Origin of the sequence: Agromyces sp. NPDC127015, from assembly GCF_042725165.1 — a bacterium.
Classification (GTDB): Bacteria; Actinomycetota; Actinomycetes; order Actinomycetales; family Microbacteriaceae; genus Agromyces; species Agromyces chromiiresistens.
The window spans coordinates 20934-37052 of sequence record NZ_JBHXDI010000003.1 but is presented as its reverse complement, the minus strand read 5'-3'; the positions used below and the strand labels follow the sequence as shown (position 1 = coordinate 37052).

Genomic DNA, 16119 nt, shown 5'->3' with positions numbered 1-16119 from the left:
GCCCGCCCGGCCACCGCGCCGGGTCAGGAGTGCGCGCCGCCGTCGATGCGCGACGCCTCCCGAGGAGTGGGAGGACCGGCGAGATCGCGCACGAGCGCGAGCACGTCGTCGACCGACTGGGCCGGGTCGGTCACGGGTGCCTGGATGTGCCGCACGACGCCCTCGGGGTCGACGAGCAGGGTGACGCGCTTCAGCCGATCGGCACCGCCGGCGCGGAACACGGGGAGCCGCAGCGCTGACGCTGCGAGGCCGTCCTGGTCGGAGGCGAGCAGGTAGGGCAGGTCGGCGTGCGCCGCGAAGGCTGCGAGCTGCTCGGGATGCTGCGTGCTCACGCCGAGCACCCGTGCGCCGGCCTCGGCGAGCGCCGCGTGGCGCCGGCCGTACGTGACGCACTCGAGCGTGCAGCCGGTCGTGCCGGGCACCTCGCCCCAGTGCGGCGGGTAGCCGTGCGTGCCGGGCGCGTAGGCGCCGGGGAAGAAGAACAGCGCCGTCCACCGGTCGGGGTCGACGAGACGGGCGGCGGACCCGTCGTGCGCCGCGAGCTCGACGTCGGGTACGTGCGCTCCCTCGAGGGCGCGGACCCGCGCGAGGTCGCCGTCGCCGAGCGCGCCGCTCAGCGTGCCGTCGCCCATGACGAACCGCGAGCCCCACTCCTGCAGCGCGAGCAGCACCGGCAGCAACCCCTCGCCGCTCGCCGTCAGGCGGTAGTCGTGCCGCGGCGGCCGTTCCGAGTACGGCACCTTCTCGAGCACCCCGTGCTCGACGAGCGCGCCGAGTCGCTCGGCGAGCGCGCGACGCGAGAGGCCGAGCTCGCGGGCGAACCCGTCGAACCGGGTGACCCCCGCGGCGGCCTCGCGCACGATCAGCAGGCTCTGCCAGTCGCCGACGATCGCAAGCGACTGCGCGATGCCGCACGAGCTGTCGGTGAGGTCCTCGCGGCGCATGCCGTCCATTCTCTCCTGCCCGCCGCTGATGCGCCGGGGTTCGTCCATACTGTAAGTTCCAATATGGAACTTACCTGATCCCGTCCCGATCGAGGAGGTCGCCGGTGGCCACGAGTGCACGGCCGTTCTGGATCTACTGGACCGCGAGCACGACGAGCGGCGTCGGCACCGCGGTCACCGCCGTCGCGCTGCCGCTGACGGCCGTCACCGTGCTCCATGCCGGTCCGGTCGAGACGGGTCTGCTCGCCGCGTCGTCGTACCTCGCCTGGGTGGTGCTCGGCCTGCCGGCGGGAGCGATCGTGCATCGGCTGCCGCTGCGCGCGACGCAGGTCGTCGCCGACCTGGTGCGCGCCGCGGCGATCGTCATGGTGCCGCTCGTCTGGTGGCTGGGCGAGCTCTCGCTCGTGCACCTCGTCCTCACGGCGCTCGCGGTGAACGTGGCCGAGGTGTTCTACTTCACGGCCAACACGACGTTCCTGCCGTCCGTCGTACCGAAGCACGAGCTGACGAGCCGGAACAGCCTCGTCTCCGGCACCCAGGCCGCGACCCAGCTCGGCGGGCCCTCGCTCGCCGGCCTGCTCGTGCAGGCGGTCGGCGCGGTGCCCGCGCTGCTCGTCGACGTCGCCTCCTACGTCACGTCGGCGCTGCTCCTGCGCCGGCTGCCCGAGCGGCGCGAACCCGCCCCGGCCGACGGCGCCGCCCGCGCCGGGATGGGGGCGATGATCGCCGAGGGGTGGCGGTTCGTGGTGCGGCACCCGGTGATGGCGCCCGCCACCTGGTGGGCGTGCGTCGTCAACCTCGTCTGCGGCGTGCAGGCCGGACTGTTCGCGGTGTACCTGGTGCGCGACCTCGAGGCGCCGCCCGCCATGGTGGGAGTGCTGCTCGCCGCCGACGGCGTCGGTTCACTGCTCGCCGCGGCGGCCACACCCTGGCTCGTCCGCCGCTTCGGGTCGGCACGGGTACTGCTCGTCGACGGGCTGGTCGGGTTCGCCGGGGCCGCGCTCATTCCCCTCGGCGCCGGGGCGGCCGGCTGGCTGTGCTTCGCGATCGGCACCCTCGTGTTCGGCGCCGCGGTCGTGCCCGGCAGCGTCGTGACGCGCACGTACCGGCAGGTGGCCAGCCCGCCCGAGCTGCTCTCGCGCGTCATGGCGACGGTGCGCTTCGTCTCGTGGAGCATGATTCCGGTCGGCGCCGTCGTCGCGGGCCTGCTCGCCGCGCAGGTGGGCAGCCGGTCGGTGCTGCTCGGGTCCGCGTTCATCCTGCTGCTCGGCCCGTTCATCGTGTGGTTCAGCCCGGTGCGCAGGCTCCGCAACCTCGAGGACTACGACGAGGGGCGGCGCAGCGGGTCCTCGAAGAACTCGAGCAGCAGCGCCGCGGATGCCTCGGCCTCGACGCCCGCATAGACCTCGACCCGATGGTTGAGCCGGCGGTCGCGCAGCACGTCGTAGAGCGACCCGGCGGCGCCGGCCTTCTCGTCCCATGCGCCGAACACCACGGTCGGCACCCGCGCGGCGAGGATCGCGCCCGCGCACATCACGCACGGCTCGAGCGTGACGACGAGCGTGCAGCCCTCGAGCCGCCAGTCGCCGGTCGCCTCGGCGGCGCGGCGCAGCGCGATCACCTCGGCGTGCGCCGTGGGGTCGCCGTGCAGCTCGCGCTCGTTGCGGCTCGAGGCGACGACGCGGCCCTCGCGGTCGATCACGACGGCGCCGACCGGCACGTCGCGGGTCGCGGGCGCCCGGGCGGCCTCGGCGAGCGCGAGGCGCATCCACTCGCGGTGGATCGCCGGCCCCGAAGCATCCATGCCGTTCACCCCTTCGCCGAACTCCCCTGACGGAAGAAGACCCCCGCAACCTAGAATCGAGCCTATGCGAGTCCACGTTGCCGACCACCCGCTCATCACCCACAAACTGACGGTGCTCCGCGACGAGAACACGCCGTCGCCGGTGTTCCGCTCGCTCGTCGAAGAGCTCATGACCCTGCTCGCGTACGAGGGCACCCGCGGCGTCCGGGTCGAGCCGGTCGACATCGTGACCCCGGTCGCCCCGACCACGGGCGTGCGCATCGCCGACCCGAAGCCGCTCATCGTGCCGATCCTGCGCGCGGGTCTCGGCATGCTCGAGGGCATGGTGAAGCTCCTGCCGAGCGCCGAGGTCGGCTTCCTCGGCATGGCCCGCGACGAAGAGACCCTGCAGCCGACGACGTACGCCGAGCGGCTGCCCGACGACCTCTCCGACCGCCAGTGCTTCGTGCTCGACCCGATGCTCGCGACGGGCGGCTCGCTCAGCGCCGCGATCGAGTTCCTGCTCGCGCGCGGCGCGACCGACGTGACCGCGATCTGCATCCTCGCGACGCCCGAGGGGCTCGCTGCGGTCGAGAAGGCGCTGCACGGGCGCGAGGTCTCGCTCGTGCTCGGCGCGATCGACGAGCGCCTCAACGAGCACGGCTTCATCGTGCCCGGCCTCGGCGACGCGGGCGACCGCCTCTACGGCACGGTATAAGCGCACCGCCGATTCCACCGGCTCGAAGGATCTGCGAGGTCCGCCGCGCCGTGGCGCAGCTCCCTTGACGAAGATTTTACAGATTCGCTATTCGTCGCAGATTCTTTCACGCGAGGCATCCGGCCGTCTGAATCCTCCGGATGCCTCGCGCTGACGCGCACCCGCTGCGACGTCACACCCCGTCATCCGGGGGTCACGAATTGACACACGCTCGACTCTCGGATTTACTCGCACCCATGACTGACAACGCACGCACCCTGACCACCCGCGAGGTGAACAGGACGACCGGCATCATGATGTCGGCGCGTGCGCCCATGTGTTGTCGAATGTGCCGCTGACCGCGACTCGACCGCCGAGTTCCGCAGCCGACCCGCATCCAGGTCGGCACGGACTCCACTGAACCCACCGGCTCTCGGGGGTTCGCCGGCCGTATCGGCCTCTCGTTTCCGACCCCGCAGATCGGGGTCGTCTGCAGCACCCTTCGACTCACAAGGATTCCCGTCATGTCTCTCGCACTCGCCACCGCTCCCGTCGCCCCGGCCGTCCGCCCGGTGCAGGCCCGCACGGCCCCGTCGCTCTCCGCCGCCCCGTCGGCGGCGCCGCTCCGCTCGCTCTCCTCGGCCGTCGCCGCCGAGGGCGCCGCCGTCGCCCGGCCCGCCGCCGCGACGCCCGCCGCACCCCGGGTCCGCGCCGTGCCCGAAGGCACCGAGGCCCGCGGCTTCGTGCTCTACGTCGGCATCGACGAGGCCAAGGCCGCCGAAGACGGCACCACGCTCCACCGCATCGTCGAGGCGCTCCGCGCCCTGACCGCCGAGGTCGCCCCGTCGTCGGAGACCTACGCCGCCGTGGCCCTCGCCCCCGAGGGCGCCGGCGGCCGCGACGTCGACGTCGTGCGCCTCGCCCTGCAGGACCCGGCCGCCCTCGCGAAGCAGCGCGAGGGCAAGGGTACCCGCAACGACGCCGACCGTCACCCGAACGGCGTCATCATCGACATCTCGCGCAAGCGCGTGCTGCTCGACGGCGAGGCCGCCGGCCTCACCTACAAGGAGTTCGAGCTGCTGCAGTACCTCGTGCTGCGCGAGGGCCGCACGATCGACCGCCACGAGCTCATCGAGAACCTGTGGGACGCCGACGACGAGGCGCCGAGCGAGCGCACGATCGACGTGCACGTGCGGCGCCTGCGCTCGAAGCTCGCCCACTACCAGGACATCGTGCGCACCGTGCGCGGCGTCGGCTACCGCTTCGACCGTCACGCGGACGTCTCCATCCGCCAGGCTTCGACGCCGTCGCCCGACCTCTACTGAGCGCCCTGCGGTGCCGAGGCGAGCTCGCGCACCGCATGCGCAGGATCAGGCGTCGAGCGGGCTCGAATACTGCGGTACCGGCCGGCTCATCCTGCAAGTCGCAGCCGGATGCCGCACGGCAGGCACTCCGCCAGCCGTGTCTCGCACGCGATTGCAGGACATTCCATCCGGCAAGCCCGGATAGGGCGGCGCCGGCCGGCTCATCCTGCAAGTTGCGCGCGAGTGCCCCTCCGGTGGCCGATCACCCGTCTCGAGACGCATGATCCTTCGTCGCGCGCTACTCGGCCACCGGGTGCGCCCGCGCGACGTGGCTGCGGGCGTGCGCGACCGCGAGGCCGAGGTCGTCGAACAGGTGGTTCTGGTGACGCAGCGACGACACGACGCCGACCCGCGTCGCGACGCCGAGGTGATCGGCGCGGATGCCCTTCACGAGCACCGTGACCCCACGGCGCTCGAGCGCCGTGATGAGCTCGGTGATGACCTGGGCGCCCGTGGCGTCGAGCAGCTGCAGCTGCGACATGCGGATGATCACGACCTCGATGCCGCGGATGTCGCCGACGCGTTCGAGCATGCGCTCGGCCGCGCCGAAGAAGAGGGCGCCCTCGAGCCGGAACAGGGCGATGCGCTCGTCGCCGGGCTCGGCCGGCGGCGGCAGCTCCTCGCGGTGCACGCCGCTCGAGCGCGACAGTGCGCGCAGCGCGAAGAACGCCGCGACGGCGATGCCGATGAGCACGGCGTAGATGAGGTCGAAGCTCACCGTGATGACGGCCGTGACGACGAACACGACCGCATCCGACCGGGTCGAGCCGAGCACGGTGCGCACCGTCGCGAACGAGATCATGCGGGTCGCCGTGACCATCAGCACCCCGGCGAGCGCCGCGAGCGGGATGACGGCGACGACCGCGCCCCCGACGAGCACGATCGCGAGCAGCAGCAGCGCGTGCACCACGGCGGCGAGCCGTGTGCGTCCGCCCGAGCGCACGTTGACGGCCGTGCGTGCGATCGCCCCGGTGGCCGGCATGCCGCCGAAGAGCCCGGCCGCGACCGAGGCGAGCCCCTGCCCGACGAGCTCGCGGTCGGCGTCGTACGGGCCGGTGTCGGAGATCGACGCCGCGACGCGCGCCGAGAGCAGCGACTCGATGGCCGCGAGGGCGGCCACCGTGAGCGCCGCACCTGCGAGCCCGCTCATGGCCGCCCAGTCGGCCGTCGGCAGCGCCGGCGCCGGCAGCCCTGCGGGCAGTTCGCCGATCGTGGCGACGGGGGCCTGCACGAGCACGGCGACGGCGCTCACGACGATGATCGCGATGATCGAGCCGGGCAGCTTCGGATGCAGCCGCGGTGCGACGAGCATGATCGCGGCGACGACCGCGACGATGCCGATCGACCACGCGGCATCCGGCCATTCGACCGCCGCGAGCGACTGCACGGCCGCGACCGCGGCGTTCGTGCTCTCGCCGGGCGCCGAGCCGACCGCGGCCGGCACCTGCTGCAGGAAGATGATGATCGCGATCCCGAGCGTGAACCCCTCGATGACCGGCCACGGGATGTAGCTCACCGCACGGCCGAGCCGCAGCACGCCGGCCACGACGACGATCACTCCGGCGAGCACGCCCACGAGCGCGAGCACGCCGGCGCCGTGCGACGCGACGATGGGGGCGAGCACGACGACCATCGCACCGGTCGGCCCCGACACCTGCACGTTCGAGCCGCCGAACACCGCCGCCACGATGCCCGCGACGATCGCGGTGACGAGGCCCGCCTCGGCCCCGGCGCCCGAGCTGACGCCGAACGCGAGCGCGAGCGGCAGCGCGACGATCCCGACCGTGATGCCCGCGATCACGTCGCCCCGCCAGGTGCGGCGGAGGTCGCGGTAGTCGGCCGGGCTCGGCAGCAGCGCGAGCGCCGCACGCCCGAGGCGGGCGAGGGCGCCGGCGCGTGCCGTGCGCTCGGCGGCCGCCGGCGTCGGCCCGGTCACGAGCCCACGACCGCGGCGGGCGGGATCTCGGGCAGCCCGGTGCGCTCGATGAGCTGCCGCTCGGTCGTCTGCAGGATCTCGCCGAGCAGCGCCCGGGCGACGCGCAGCAGGTCGGCGACCTGCGGGTAGGCGAGCCGGTAGAACACCTGGTTGCCGCGGCGCTCGGCGACCACGAGCAGGTTGCGCTTGAGCACGGCGAGGTGCTGCGAGAGGTGCGAGGCCTCGAGGCCGGTGGCGTCGAGCAGCTCCGAGACGGATGCCTCGGGGCTGGCCGAGAGCACCTCGAGCACTCGCACCCGCAGGGGATGCGCGAGCCCCTTGAAGAGGTTCGCCTTCACCTCGTAGAGCGGCCGGTGGGCGTCGGGGTGCGGCACGAGACATCCTTCGTTTGATGGATTGATGAATCCATCATCCGCTGGAATCGGCTCTCGGAAAAATCACAGAACGATAACTAGCGCCTGTTACCGATCCGTTATATATTCGGAAGTGCGCCGGCTGTTTGCTGTGGCGGACGGCGCGGAATGTGATTGCAGGACACTCTTGGTGCAAGGGCGAGGGCCGGTCGTCAGCCTCTACGACCGGCCCTCAACCGTTCCCTCCTGCGCCGCCTCTCGCGGTTCCCTATTGTTGGATGCGTCCGATCGACGAAGGGGGCCGGCATGGCCGATCGCGCGACCACCGTCGCGGCGTGGGAGTCGCTCTTCCGTGCACAGGTGACCATCATGCGAGCGCTCGCGGCCGAGTTCCCGAGCGACGTGATCTCGCTCAACGAGTACGACGTGCTGTTCAACATCTCGCGCGCACCCGGTCGGCGACTGCGCCTGAAAGACCTCAACCGCAGCGTCCTCATCACGCAGCCGAGCGTGAGCCGACTCGTCGACCGTCTGGCCGCGCGCGGCTGCGTCACGAAGGCACCCGACCCCGCCGACGGGCGCGGCACGATCGTCGGCATCACCGAAGAGGGGTTCGCCCTGTTCCGCCGCGTCGCGATCTCGCACATGGACGCCATCAACCGGCAGTTCGGCGACGCGCTCTCCGACGACGAGCTGCACACCCTCACCGAGCTCTGCAACCGGCTGCGGGCCGACCCGCAGTAGCGCCCCCCGAACGGGACTAGACGCAGGGCGCCTTCGAGCAATACTCTCAGCCTCAAGAAGAGGTCCAGGGGTCGGGGCTTGGGGAGGCCGCCATGGAGATCGCGCTCGTCGTTCTGCAAGCCTGCGTCGTCATCGGGGCCATCGTGCTCGGCGTCCGGACCGGGGGCCTCGGCCTCGGGCTCTGGGGCGTCGTCGGCACGGTCATCCTGGTGTTCGTCTTCCAACTGCCGCCGGGCTCGATCCCGGTCGACGCCTTCTTCATCATCATCGCGGTGATCACTGCGTCGTCGGCGATGCAGGCGGCGGGCGGCATCGACTACCTCGTCGCGATCGCGTCGAAGATCATCCAGGCGAACCCGAAGCGGCTCACCTACGTCGCGCCGCTCGTCGCGTTCGTGTTCACGGTGCTCTCGGGCACGTCGAACATCTTCTTCGCCCTGATCCCGGTGATCTACGAGACGGCGTACCGCAACGGGCAGCGACCCGAGCGGGCGCTCGCGTCGTCGACGGTCACCTCGGGACTCGGCATCACCGCGAGCCCGGTGTCGGCGGCCATGGCCGCCTACCTCGTGCTCATGGACGGCACGGGCTACGGCCTGCCGCAGATCCTGCTCATCACGGTCCCGGCCGCGATCGTCGCGTGCATCGTGACGTCGATCGTGCAGCAGCGGGTCGGCAAGGACCTGCTCGACGACCCGGTGTTCCTCAAGCGCGTCGAGGCGGGCACCGTCGAGGTCCCCGAGGCGCTGAAGGCCCGCTACGCGGCGAAGGCCGGCTCCGGCACGACGGCCACGGCCGTGAAGACCGGCGGGTCGGATGCCTCGGCCGCGGCACCCGGTGACGCGAAGCCCGTGCGCATCGAGCACCCCGTGCCCCCGGGCGGCGCGATCTCGGCGTGGATCTTCGTCGCCGGCACGATGCTCATCGTGCTGCTCGGGCTGTTCCCGGGGCTCCGCCCCGCGTTCCCCGACGAGGAGGGGAACCTCGAGCCCATCGGCATGTCGACCGTCATCGAGATGATCATGTTCACGGTCGCCCTGGTCATCATCCTCGTGCGCAAGGTCAAGCCGTCGGCGGTCGTCGAACAGCCGCTGCTCAAGGCCGGCTTCGTCGCGGCCGTCGCGCTCTTCGGTATCGCGTGGATGGCCGACACGTTCATCTCGGCGAACGAGGAGACGATCATCGAGCCGCTCGGCGCGATGATCGAGGCCAACCCGCTGCTGCTCGCGGTCGCCCTCTTCATCGTCTGCGGCCTGACGACGAGCCAGTCGGCGACGACGAACACGATGATCCCGATCGCGCTGGCCGCCGGGCTGGCCCCGGGCATCATCACGGCGATGTGGCCGTCGCTCATCGGCGTCTGGCTCTTCCCGGCCAACGGCTCGCAGATCGCCGCGGTCGAGACCGACCTCACCGGGTCGACGAAGCTCACCCAGGTGCCGGTCTGGCACTCGTTCACGATCCCGATGCTGGTGTCGTGGGTCGCCGTCGTGCTCGCCGGCCTGCTGATCCAGCTCGTCGTCCCGGCCTGACCCGACGTCGCGCACCGCGGGCTGCCCCGCTCCGTTCGGCACACCTCGGACTTCCGTCAGAAGCGTCCATCGAAGGAGAGACCATGCCAGACACCGACGACCTGAAGCGTGCCGCCGCCGACCTCATGCCCGAGGTGATCGAACGGCTCGAGGCCCTCGTGCGCATCCCGTCCGTGGCCTTCCCGGGATTCGACCCCGAACCCGTGCACCGCATGGGCGAGGCCGTGGTCGAGCTGTTCGAGGCGGTCGGCGCCGAGGGCGTGCGCCTCCTCGACGTGCCCGGCGGCTACCCGTGCGTCTACGCCGACCTGCCCGGGCCGGAGGGCTCGCCGACCGTGCTGCTCTACGCGCACTACGACGTGCAGCCGGCGCCCGAGAGCCAGGGCTGGTCGAGCACGCCGTTCGAGCCCGTGACGAAGGACGACGGCCGCATCTACGGTCGCGGCGCGGCCGACGACAAGTCGGGCCTCGTCATCCACTACGGCACGCTGAAGCTCATCGGGCCCGACCGGCCGTGCCGCATCAAGATCCTCGTCGAGGGCGAGGAGGAGACCATCTCGCATCTCGAGGGCTTCGTCGAGGCGAACCCCGAGCTGTTCGCGGCCGACGCCTACGTCATCGGCGACATCGGCCCGCAGAAGGTGGGCCGCCCCGGGCTCACGACCGCGCTCCGCGGCGATGTCGCGTGCACCGTGACGGTGCGCACGCTCGCGAACCCCGTGCACTCCGGCATGTTCGGCGGTGCGGCGCCCGACGCGATGACGGCGATGATCCGCATCCTCGACACCCTGCACGACGAGCACGGCGACACGGTCATCCCCGGCGTCGACAGCTCGGCGTGGAGCGGCGCCGACATGGACGAGGACGTCTACCGCGAGGGCTCGGCGATCCTGCCCGGCGTCGACTTCCTCGGCACGGGTTCACTCTCCGACCGCGTCTGGGCGAAGCCGTCGGTGACGGTGCTCGGCATGGACCTGCCGAACACGGCGGAGGCGTCGAACGTGCTGCTGCCCTCGGTCACCGCGAAGCTCTCGATGCGCATCGTGCCGGGCTCCGACGGCGACGCGCAGCTCGAGGCGCTCATGTCGCACCTGCGATCGCAGCGGCCGTGGAACTGCGAGGTCGAGGTCGAGAAGGTGAAGGTGGGTCACGCGTTCGCGGTGGATGCCTCGCATCCGGCGATCGTCGCCGCCGAGAGCGCCCTCGCCGACGCCTACGGCGCGCCCGTCGAGAACATCGGCAGCGGGGCGTCGATCCCGCTCGTCGCCTCCCTGCAGAAGGTCTCGCCCGGATCGGCGATCGTCCTCTGGGGCGCTGAGGACACCGCGCAGTCCCGCATCCACGCGTCCGACGAGTCGGTCGACCCCGGAGAGATCGAGCGCATGATCGCGGCGCAGACGCTCTTCATCCGGGGTGTCGCGGCGTCGGCGCGGTCCTGAGCACCGGCGGGTCCGAGAAGGGGTGGGGGTCTCATGACCGCGGACGAGCCGACGCCGGACCAGCCGCCGGCGAACGTGCCGGAGAAGCGCATGACGGTGCTGCAGGCGACCTTCATCGGCGTCGGCTCGATGGTCGGCGCGGGCATCTTCGCGCTGCTCGGCGCCGCCGGCGCCGTCGCGGGCTCGGCCGTGTGGGTGTCGTTCCTCGTCGCCGGCATCATCGCCGCCCTGCAGGGCTACTCGTTCGCGAAGCTCGGTGCGAAGTACCCGTCGGGCGGCGGCATCCTCACCTACCTGTCGAAGGGGCTCGGCGAGGGCCATCTCACGGGCATCGGCTCGTGGCTCTTCTTCACGGCCGGATCGATCGTCGTCGCGATGATCGCCTCGTCGTTCGGCGGCTACGCGAGCTCGGTGGTCGCGGGCGGCGACCCGGGGTGGGCGAAGGCGCTCGGGGTACTGCTCATCGTGGTCATGTCGTGCCTGAACGCGGTCGGCTCACAGGTCGTCGCGCGGGTGCAGTCGGTCATCGTCGTCGTCGTGCTCGCCATCCTCGTCGTCTTCGCCGCCGTGACGATCGCGAACTGGGATCCGGCGCTGCTCGACCCGGCCGGCTACCCGGGCCTGCAGCAGATCATCGCGAGCGTCGCGCTCACCTTCTTCGCATTCCTCGGCTTCGGTGTCATCACCTTCACCGCGAAGGACCTGCCGAACCCGTCGCGCCAGTTGCCGAAGGCGATCTACTTCGCACTCGCGATCGCGACGACGATCTACGTCGCCGTCTCGCTCGGCGTCTTCGGCACGCTGACGGCCGAGCAGGTCGTCGAGTACGGCACGACGGCGCTCGCGGAGGCGGCGAAACCCACGCTCGGGCAGGCGGGCTACGTGCTGATGGTCGTCACGGCGCTGTTCTCGACGACGGGCGCGGTGAACGCCGGCCTGTACCCCTCGATCGGCATGACCCAGCACCTCGCCTCGGTCGGGCAGTTCCCGCCGGTGTTCGGCCGGTCGTTCGCCCGGTTCCCGTTCGGCCTCATCGTGATGGCGGTGCTCGCCATCGTGCTCGTCGTCGGGTTCGACCTGAACAAGATCGCCTCGATCGGCAGCGCGGTCGCGCTGCTCGTCTTCTCGGCGGTGACGGTCGCGCACTTCCGCATCTACCGCGAGACGGGTGCGAACATCGTGGTGCTCGTCATCGCGCTCGTCGCGACGCTCGGCACATTCGTCGTCTTCTGCACGACGACGCTCGTGAACGAGCCGGCGACCGCGATCGCCCTGGTCGCGATCATCGTGCTCGCCACGGTCGTGGACTTCGCCTGGAAGGCCGCGGCGGAACGGCGCACGACCGCCGCGCGCTGAGTCGCGACCGCGCACGACGATGGGGTGGGAACCCTACCTCCCACCCCATCGCGGTCTCGCATGGAGACCGTCCCGCCGAGCGACCCGAACTGAGCTCGGCGAGCTTGACCCGAGCGGTCGAGAGGGACATTCCGATCGCTCGGCACGTCGAGGTGCAACGGGCCGGTCCGGTCGGGTACGGACTCGGGTTGTGCTCGAATCGTAACCGCCAGCCCGAGTACGCCGCATCGCCCCGAACGGGGGGATTCCGACGGTCAGGCGGGCGACGGCCGGTTCGCGGGCTCAGGGCCAGTCGACGGATGCCTCGTAACCGGGGTGCTCGCGCAGGTACGCCGCGATGAACGGGCACTGGGGCACGATGCGGTCGCCACGGGAGACCGCGTCGTCGAGCACGTACTTCGCGAGGCGACTGCCGAGGCCGCGGCCCCCGAACTCGGGCTTGATCACGGTGTGGGTGAACACGATCGCCCCCGGCTCGAGCCGGAACTGCGCGAACCCCGCCCGCTCGCCGTCGACGACCAGCTGGTACCGCTGCCGGTCGTCGAGGCGAGTGATCTCCACGAGGGCGGCGGGCTCGGCCGCGCGGGCGTCGCTCACTGCTCGACCGGCTCGACGCGGTCGTCGCCGGCCGCCTGGCCGACGGCCGTGGTCGAGGCATCCCCCTGCTCGACCGCGATCTTGCGCGGCTTCGCCTTCTCACTGACGGGGATCGTGACGCTCAGCACGCCGTTCGTGTAGCTCGCGGAGATGCGGTCGGTGTCGACGCCCTGGCCGAGGTTGAGCTGCCGCAGGAACGAGGCGGCCTCGCGCTCGCGCGTGATCCACTTCACGCCGTCGCCGGTCGTCAGGGTGCGCTCGGCTCGGATGGTGAGCAGCTGGCCGTCGACGTCGATGTCGACCGAGCCGGGGTCGATCCCCGGCAGGTCGGCGGTCAGCACGTAGTGGTCGCCGTCGCGGTAGAGATCCATCGGCATGCGGCGCGGGCCGCGCCGGGTGTCGAAGAGGGCGGACGCGACCCGGTCGAGGTCGCGGAACGGGTCGTAGGCGGTGGCCATGATTCCTCCTGGTCGATGATGTTGAGTCGATCTGACTCAACTCTCTATCGAACATAACGCCGGCCCGCGCGGAGGATTCCGGGTCGGCGTGCGCCGACAGCGAACGGCCACGGGCGACATGGTGGATGCCTCGGCTCGAGCCCGCGGCATCCGCCTGCTGCTCGTGGTGACGGTGACCGGAGGTGGTCGCGACGAGGGCGATCAACCATGCGAAGACGAGCGTGAACGCGACGATCTCGAACACCGTCAGGTTGAACCACCCCAGCAGGTCGTAGCCCGCCATCGCCGCAACCTCGACGGCGAGCGCGACGTACGAGAAGCAGACGAACCCGCGCGGCATGCGCTCCGCGTACCAGCGGGTGCCGAGGCAGAGCGACGCGAACGCCGCCGCGGCGAGGAGGGCGAACGCGTTGTGCAGCACGGGCACCCGGTCGATCGGCACGGCGCCGACGCCCATGAGCCCGAAGCCGACGAGGCCGATGTGCACCCGCATCGTGGTGCGGGCGCCACGACGGATGCCGAACCGTCCGACCGCGAGTGCGCGGGTCAGCGCTCCGGAGAGGCCCGCCATTCCGGCGCCCGACACGACGACCGCGACGTTGAAGCACAGCGCGGCGAGGTCGTTCGACGTGCCCAGGGTCGAGAAGTTGCGGGTCCACCAGTCGCCCGTGGGCGTGATGCTCATGCTCGCGAGGCTGCCCGCGGCGAGCAGCATGGCGACGAGGTTGAAGGTGCGATATGCCTCGTGGTCGAGCGCGTGCCGGTGCAGTCGGTAGGTGCCGATGCCGAAGACGCCACCGAGCAGCAGCCCGTACAGTCCGTGCCCGCCCGGCAGGGGGTCGAACGCGGCCGCCGTGAAGTGCACGGCGAGCAGGGCGAGCGACGCCCAGGCGAGTCCGTTCGCGATCGCCCGCGGACGCGCGCCGAGGCCCGGCAGCCGCAGGTGTGCGATCGCCGCCAGGCTCGTGCGCGACGCCGAGGCGACGAGCAGCGCAGCGCACACGGCGGCGCCGCCCGCGATCGCGGGCACGAGACCCGCCGGGTCGAGCGATCGATGGCCGAGGACCCCGCCGTCGAACGTCGCGTCGTGCACGAATGCGCGATACAGCACGATCGAGACGGCAGCCGCGATGAGCAGTGCGTAGACGCGTCGCACGATCGACGCGAAGCGGGCCTGGGGCACCGCGAAGGCCGCGGCGGTGTCGCCGGCGGCGGGCAGCGCGACCGGCCGGCCGTGCTGATCACGGTCGGCATCGCCCGGGTCGCTCGCTCCGAGAGAAGTCGCGAGCGCCCGGCCGTATGAGGCGGAGATCGTCCCCGCGCGTTCACCCCACATCGGTCGATGTCCTTCACCGGAATCAGACGTCACACGAGCCTAACCGCGAGATTCCGGCGCTGCCATCGTACGGATCGAATGGAATCGGCCGACCGAGGCGCCGACGAGGGCCTCGACGGCCGCGTCGAGCCGGTCTCATCCCGTGTTCGATACACTACGGGGGTATCCCATCTTTCCGGAGGTGACCGCCCGATGCTCGACCGGATCGGTGGTGCGGCACTGCCGGCCTCGCGCACCGCGCGGGCGACGCTCCTGAGCGTGGTCGCGATGGCGGCCCTCATCGTCGGCCTGCTCGCGATGCATGCGACGGGATCGAGCCCGGAGCACTCGACGCACGTCGCGCCGACCTCCGCCGCACACCATGCGAACCCGGCGACGGACGCCCGCCACGCGGCCCGCGCCGAGCCCGAGGCATCCATCGCGGGTGCCGGTCACGCACCGGCCGACCTGGGCGACTGCGCGCTCATGATGCTCGGGTGCGTCATGCTCGTCGCCGCGGTCGCCGTGCTCATCGTCGCCGCCCCCGGAGCGGCCCGGGCCGTCGCGCGCGCCGTCGACGACACGCGTGCGCTGCTGCGGAGCAGCGCACCGCCGCGACCACCGAGCCTCATCGCACTCTCCATCAGTCGGACCTGAGTCGACCTCGACCCGCGACCGCGGAAGCGGCCTCCCGTGCACCCCGTGCATGCCGAGCGACCGCACCGCGTGCCGCTGCGGCGCCCCCTCGGGAGCCGCATCGCATCGAATCCACGACTCACGACTCCGACGGAAGAAGCAACCCATGAACACGACCCAGACCCTGCGCGCCGCCGCCGCGGCCGCCATCGCCGTGACCGCAGCGCTCGCCTTCGCGGCCTGCTCCGCCGCAGGCGGCGGCACCGGCACGAGCGCCGGCACCGACCCCGGCTCCGCGAACGACGCCGACGTGATGTTCGCCCAGATGATGATCCCGCACCACGAACAGGCGGTCGAGATGAGCGACGACCTGCTCGCGAAGGGCGGCATCGACCCGGCCGTGCGCGACCTCGCGACGCAGATCAAGGACGCCCAGCAACCCGAGATCGACCAGCTGAACACCTGGCTCGAGGAGTGGGGCGCCGTCGACGACGCGATGCCGGGCATGGACCACGGCGACGGCGGCGGCATGGATCACGGATCGTCAGGCGACGGCATGATGTCGGACGACGACATGGCGGCCCTCGCCGAGGCCACCGGCGACGAGGCATCCCGCCTGTTCCTCGAGCAGATGATCGTGCACCACGAGGGCGCGATCGAGATGGCCGAGGCCGAGCTCGCCGACGGGGCGCACCCCGGCGCCCTCGAGATGGCGCAGGCGATCGCCGACACCCAGGCCGACGAGATCGCGACGATGCAGGAGCTGCTCGGCGAGGGCTGACCCGCGCGCGAGCCCCGGCGTTCGCCCATCGCTCGAACGTCGAAGCGGGCCCCCCCCCCCCGGCGGGGGCCCGGGCCGGGGGGGGGGGGGGCCCCCCCCCCGGCCCCCCGCCCCGGCGCGGGGGCGGGCGGGGGCGGCCCGCGCCGGGCCGGCCCCCCCACGCCGAGGAGGGGAGGCAGCCGTG

16 protein-coding genes are annotated in these 16119 nt (G+C 71.8%); 10 read left to right on the top strand and 6 right to left on the bottom strand.

Features of this window, described 5'->3' with window-relative positions; genetic code table 11:
• Window positions 1-23: 23 nt before the first annotated feature.
• Window positions 24-944: a winged helix-turn-helix transcriptional regulator gene (locus ACFWGP_RS09585; protein ID WP_231428872.1), complete on the bottom strand. Its 921-nt coding sequence runs from the start codon at window positions 942-944 to the stop codon at window positions 24-26.
• A gap of 104 nt (window positions 945-1048) precedes the next feature.
• Here ACFWGP_RS09585 and ACFWGP_RS09580 point away from each other — a divergent pair, with 104 nt between their 5' ends.
• The gene (locus ACFWGP_RS09580) at window positions 1049-2347 is read left to right on the top strand and encodes an MFS transporter (RefSeq protein ID WP_231428873.1); all 1299 of its coding nucleotides are present in this window, start codon (window positions 1049-1051) and stop codon (window positions 2345-2347) included.
• Here ACFWGP_RS09580 and tadA read toward each other — a convergent pair.
• A complete protein-coding gene (tadA, locus tag ACFWGP_RS09575; protein WP_231428874.1) occupies window positions 2266-2748 on the bottom strand; it encodes a tRNA adenosine(34) deaminase TadA in 483 nt (160 codons plus the stop codon). The two genes, ACFWGP_RS09580 and tadA, sit on opposite strands and share 82 nt — an antisense overlap.
• Before the next feature lie 64 nt (window positions 2749-2812).
• On the opposite strand from tadA, the gene upp reads away from it, so the two are divergent.
• Window positions 2813-3445, top strand: coding sequence for a uracil phosphoribosyltransferase (gene upp / locus ACFWGP_RS09570; RefSeq protein WP_231428875.1), 633 nt, complete (start codon window positions 2813-2815; stop codon window positions 3443-3445).
• A gap of 503 nt (window positions 3446-3948) precedes the next feature.
• Window positions 3949-4749 (top strand): winged helix-turn-helix domain-containing protein, encoded by an 801-nt coding sequence (locus ACFWGP_RS09565; protein ID WP_376930769.1) that lies wholly within the window; start codon window positions 3949-3951, stop codon window positions 4747-4749.
• Between the two features lie 277 nt (window positions 4750-5026).
• Here ACFWGP_RS09565 and ACFWGP_RS09560 read toward each other — a convergent pair whose 3' ends face one another.
• Both ACFWGP_RS09560 and ACFWGP_RS09555 read right to left on the bottom strand, forming a co-directional pair.
• A complete protein-coding gene (locus tag ACFWGP_RS09560; RefSeq protein WP_231432192.1) occupies window positions 5027-6643 on the bottom strand; it encodes a SulP family inorganic anion transporter in 1617 nt (538 codons plus the stop codon).
• Window positions 6644-6720: 77 nt separating this feature from the next.
• Complete coding sequence (locus ACFWGP_RS09555) at window positions 6721-7098, bottom strand: metalloregulator ArsR/SmtB family transcription factor (RefSeq protein WP_231428877.1); 378 nt, start codon at window positions 7096-7098, stop codon at window positions 6721-6723.
• A 285-nt stretch (window positions 7099-7383) separates the two neighbouring features.
• Here ACFWGP_RS09555 and ACFWGP_RS09550 point away from each other — a divergent pair, with 285 nt between their 5' ends.
• The 4 genes from ACFWGP_RS09550 (at window position 7384) to ACFWGP_RS09535 (ending at window position 12148) form a co-directional block, all read left to right on the top strand.
• On the top strand, window positions 7384-7821 hold the full coding sequence (locus ACFWGP_RS09550) for a MarR family winged helix-turn-helix transcriptional regulator (RefSeq protein WP_231428878.1): 438 nt from the start codon (window positions 7384-7386) through the stop codon (window positions 7819-7821).
• A gap of 92 nt (window positions 7822-7913) precedes the next feature.
• Window positions 7914-9353: an SLC13 family permease gene (locus ACFWGP_RS09545; protein WP_231428879.1), complete on the top strand. Its 1440-nt coding sequence runs from the start codon at window positions 7914-7916 to the stop codon at window positions 9351-9353.
• Window positions 9354-9436: 83 nt separating this feature from the next.
• Entirely contained in the window at window positions 9437-10792 is a 1356-nt protein-coding gene (locus ACFWGP_RS09540; RefSeq protein WP_376930768.1) for a M20/M25/M40 family metallo-hydrolase, read from the top strand.
• A gap of 33 nt (window positions 10793-10825) precedes the next feature.
• Complete coding sequence (locus ACFWGP_RS09535) at window positions 10826-12148, top strand: APC family permease (protein WP_231428881.1); 1323 nt, start codon at window positions 10826-10828, stop codon at window positions 12146-12148.
• A 282-nt stretch (window positions 12149-12430) separates the two neighbouring features.
• Here ACFWGP_RS09535 and ACFWGP_RS09530 read toward each other — a convergent pair whose 3' ends face one another.
• Window positions 12431-12745 (bottom strand): GNAT family N-acetyltransferase, encoded by a 315-nt coding sequence (locus ACFWGP_RS09530; protein ID WP_376930767.1) that lies wholly within the window; start codon window positions 12743-12745, stop codon window positions 12431-12433.
• Window positions 12742-13203, bottom strand: a complete 462-nt coding sequence (locus ACFWGP_RS09525; RefSeq protein WP_376930766.1) for an Hsp20/alpha crystallin family protein — start codon at window positions 13201-13203, stop codon at window positions 12742-12744. Before ACFWGP_RS09525 ends, ACFWGP_RS09530 begins: the two co-directional genes overlap by 4 nt.
• Before the next feature lie 88 nt (window positions 13204-13291).
• Between ACFWGP_RS09525 and ACFWGP_RS09520 the strand changes: the two genes are divergently transcribed.
• From ACFWGP_RS09520 to ACFWGP_RS09510, 3 genes are all read left to right on the top strand, one after another.
• Window positions 13292-14506: a hypothetical protein gene (locus ACFWGP_RS09520; protein ID WP_376930765.1), complete on the top strand. Its 1215-nt coding sequence runs from the start codon at window positions 13292-13294 to the stop codon at window positions 14504-14506.
• A gap of 225 nt (window positions 14507-14731) precedes the next feature.
• Window positions 14732-15175: a DUF6153 family protein gene (locus ACFWGP_RS09515; protein WP_376930764.1), complete on the top strand. Its 444-nt coding sequence runs from the start codon at window positions 14732-14734 to the stop codon at window positions 15173-15175.
• Window positions 15176-15320: 145 nt separating this feature from the next.
• On the top strand, window positions 15321-15935 hold the full coding sequence (locus ACFWGP_RS09510; RefSeq protein ID WP_376930763.1) for a DUF305 domain-containing protein: 615 nt from the start codon (window positions 15321-15323) through the stop codon (window positions 15933-15935).
• The last annotated feature ends 184 nt before the right edge of the window (window positions 15936-16119 follow it).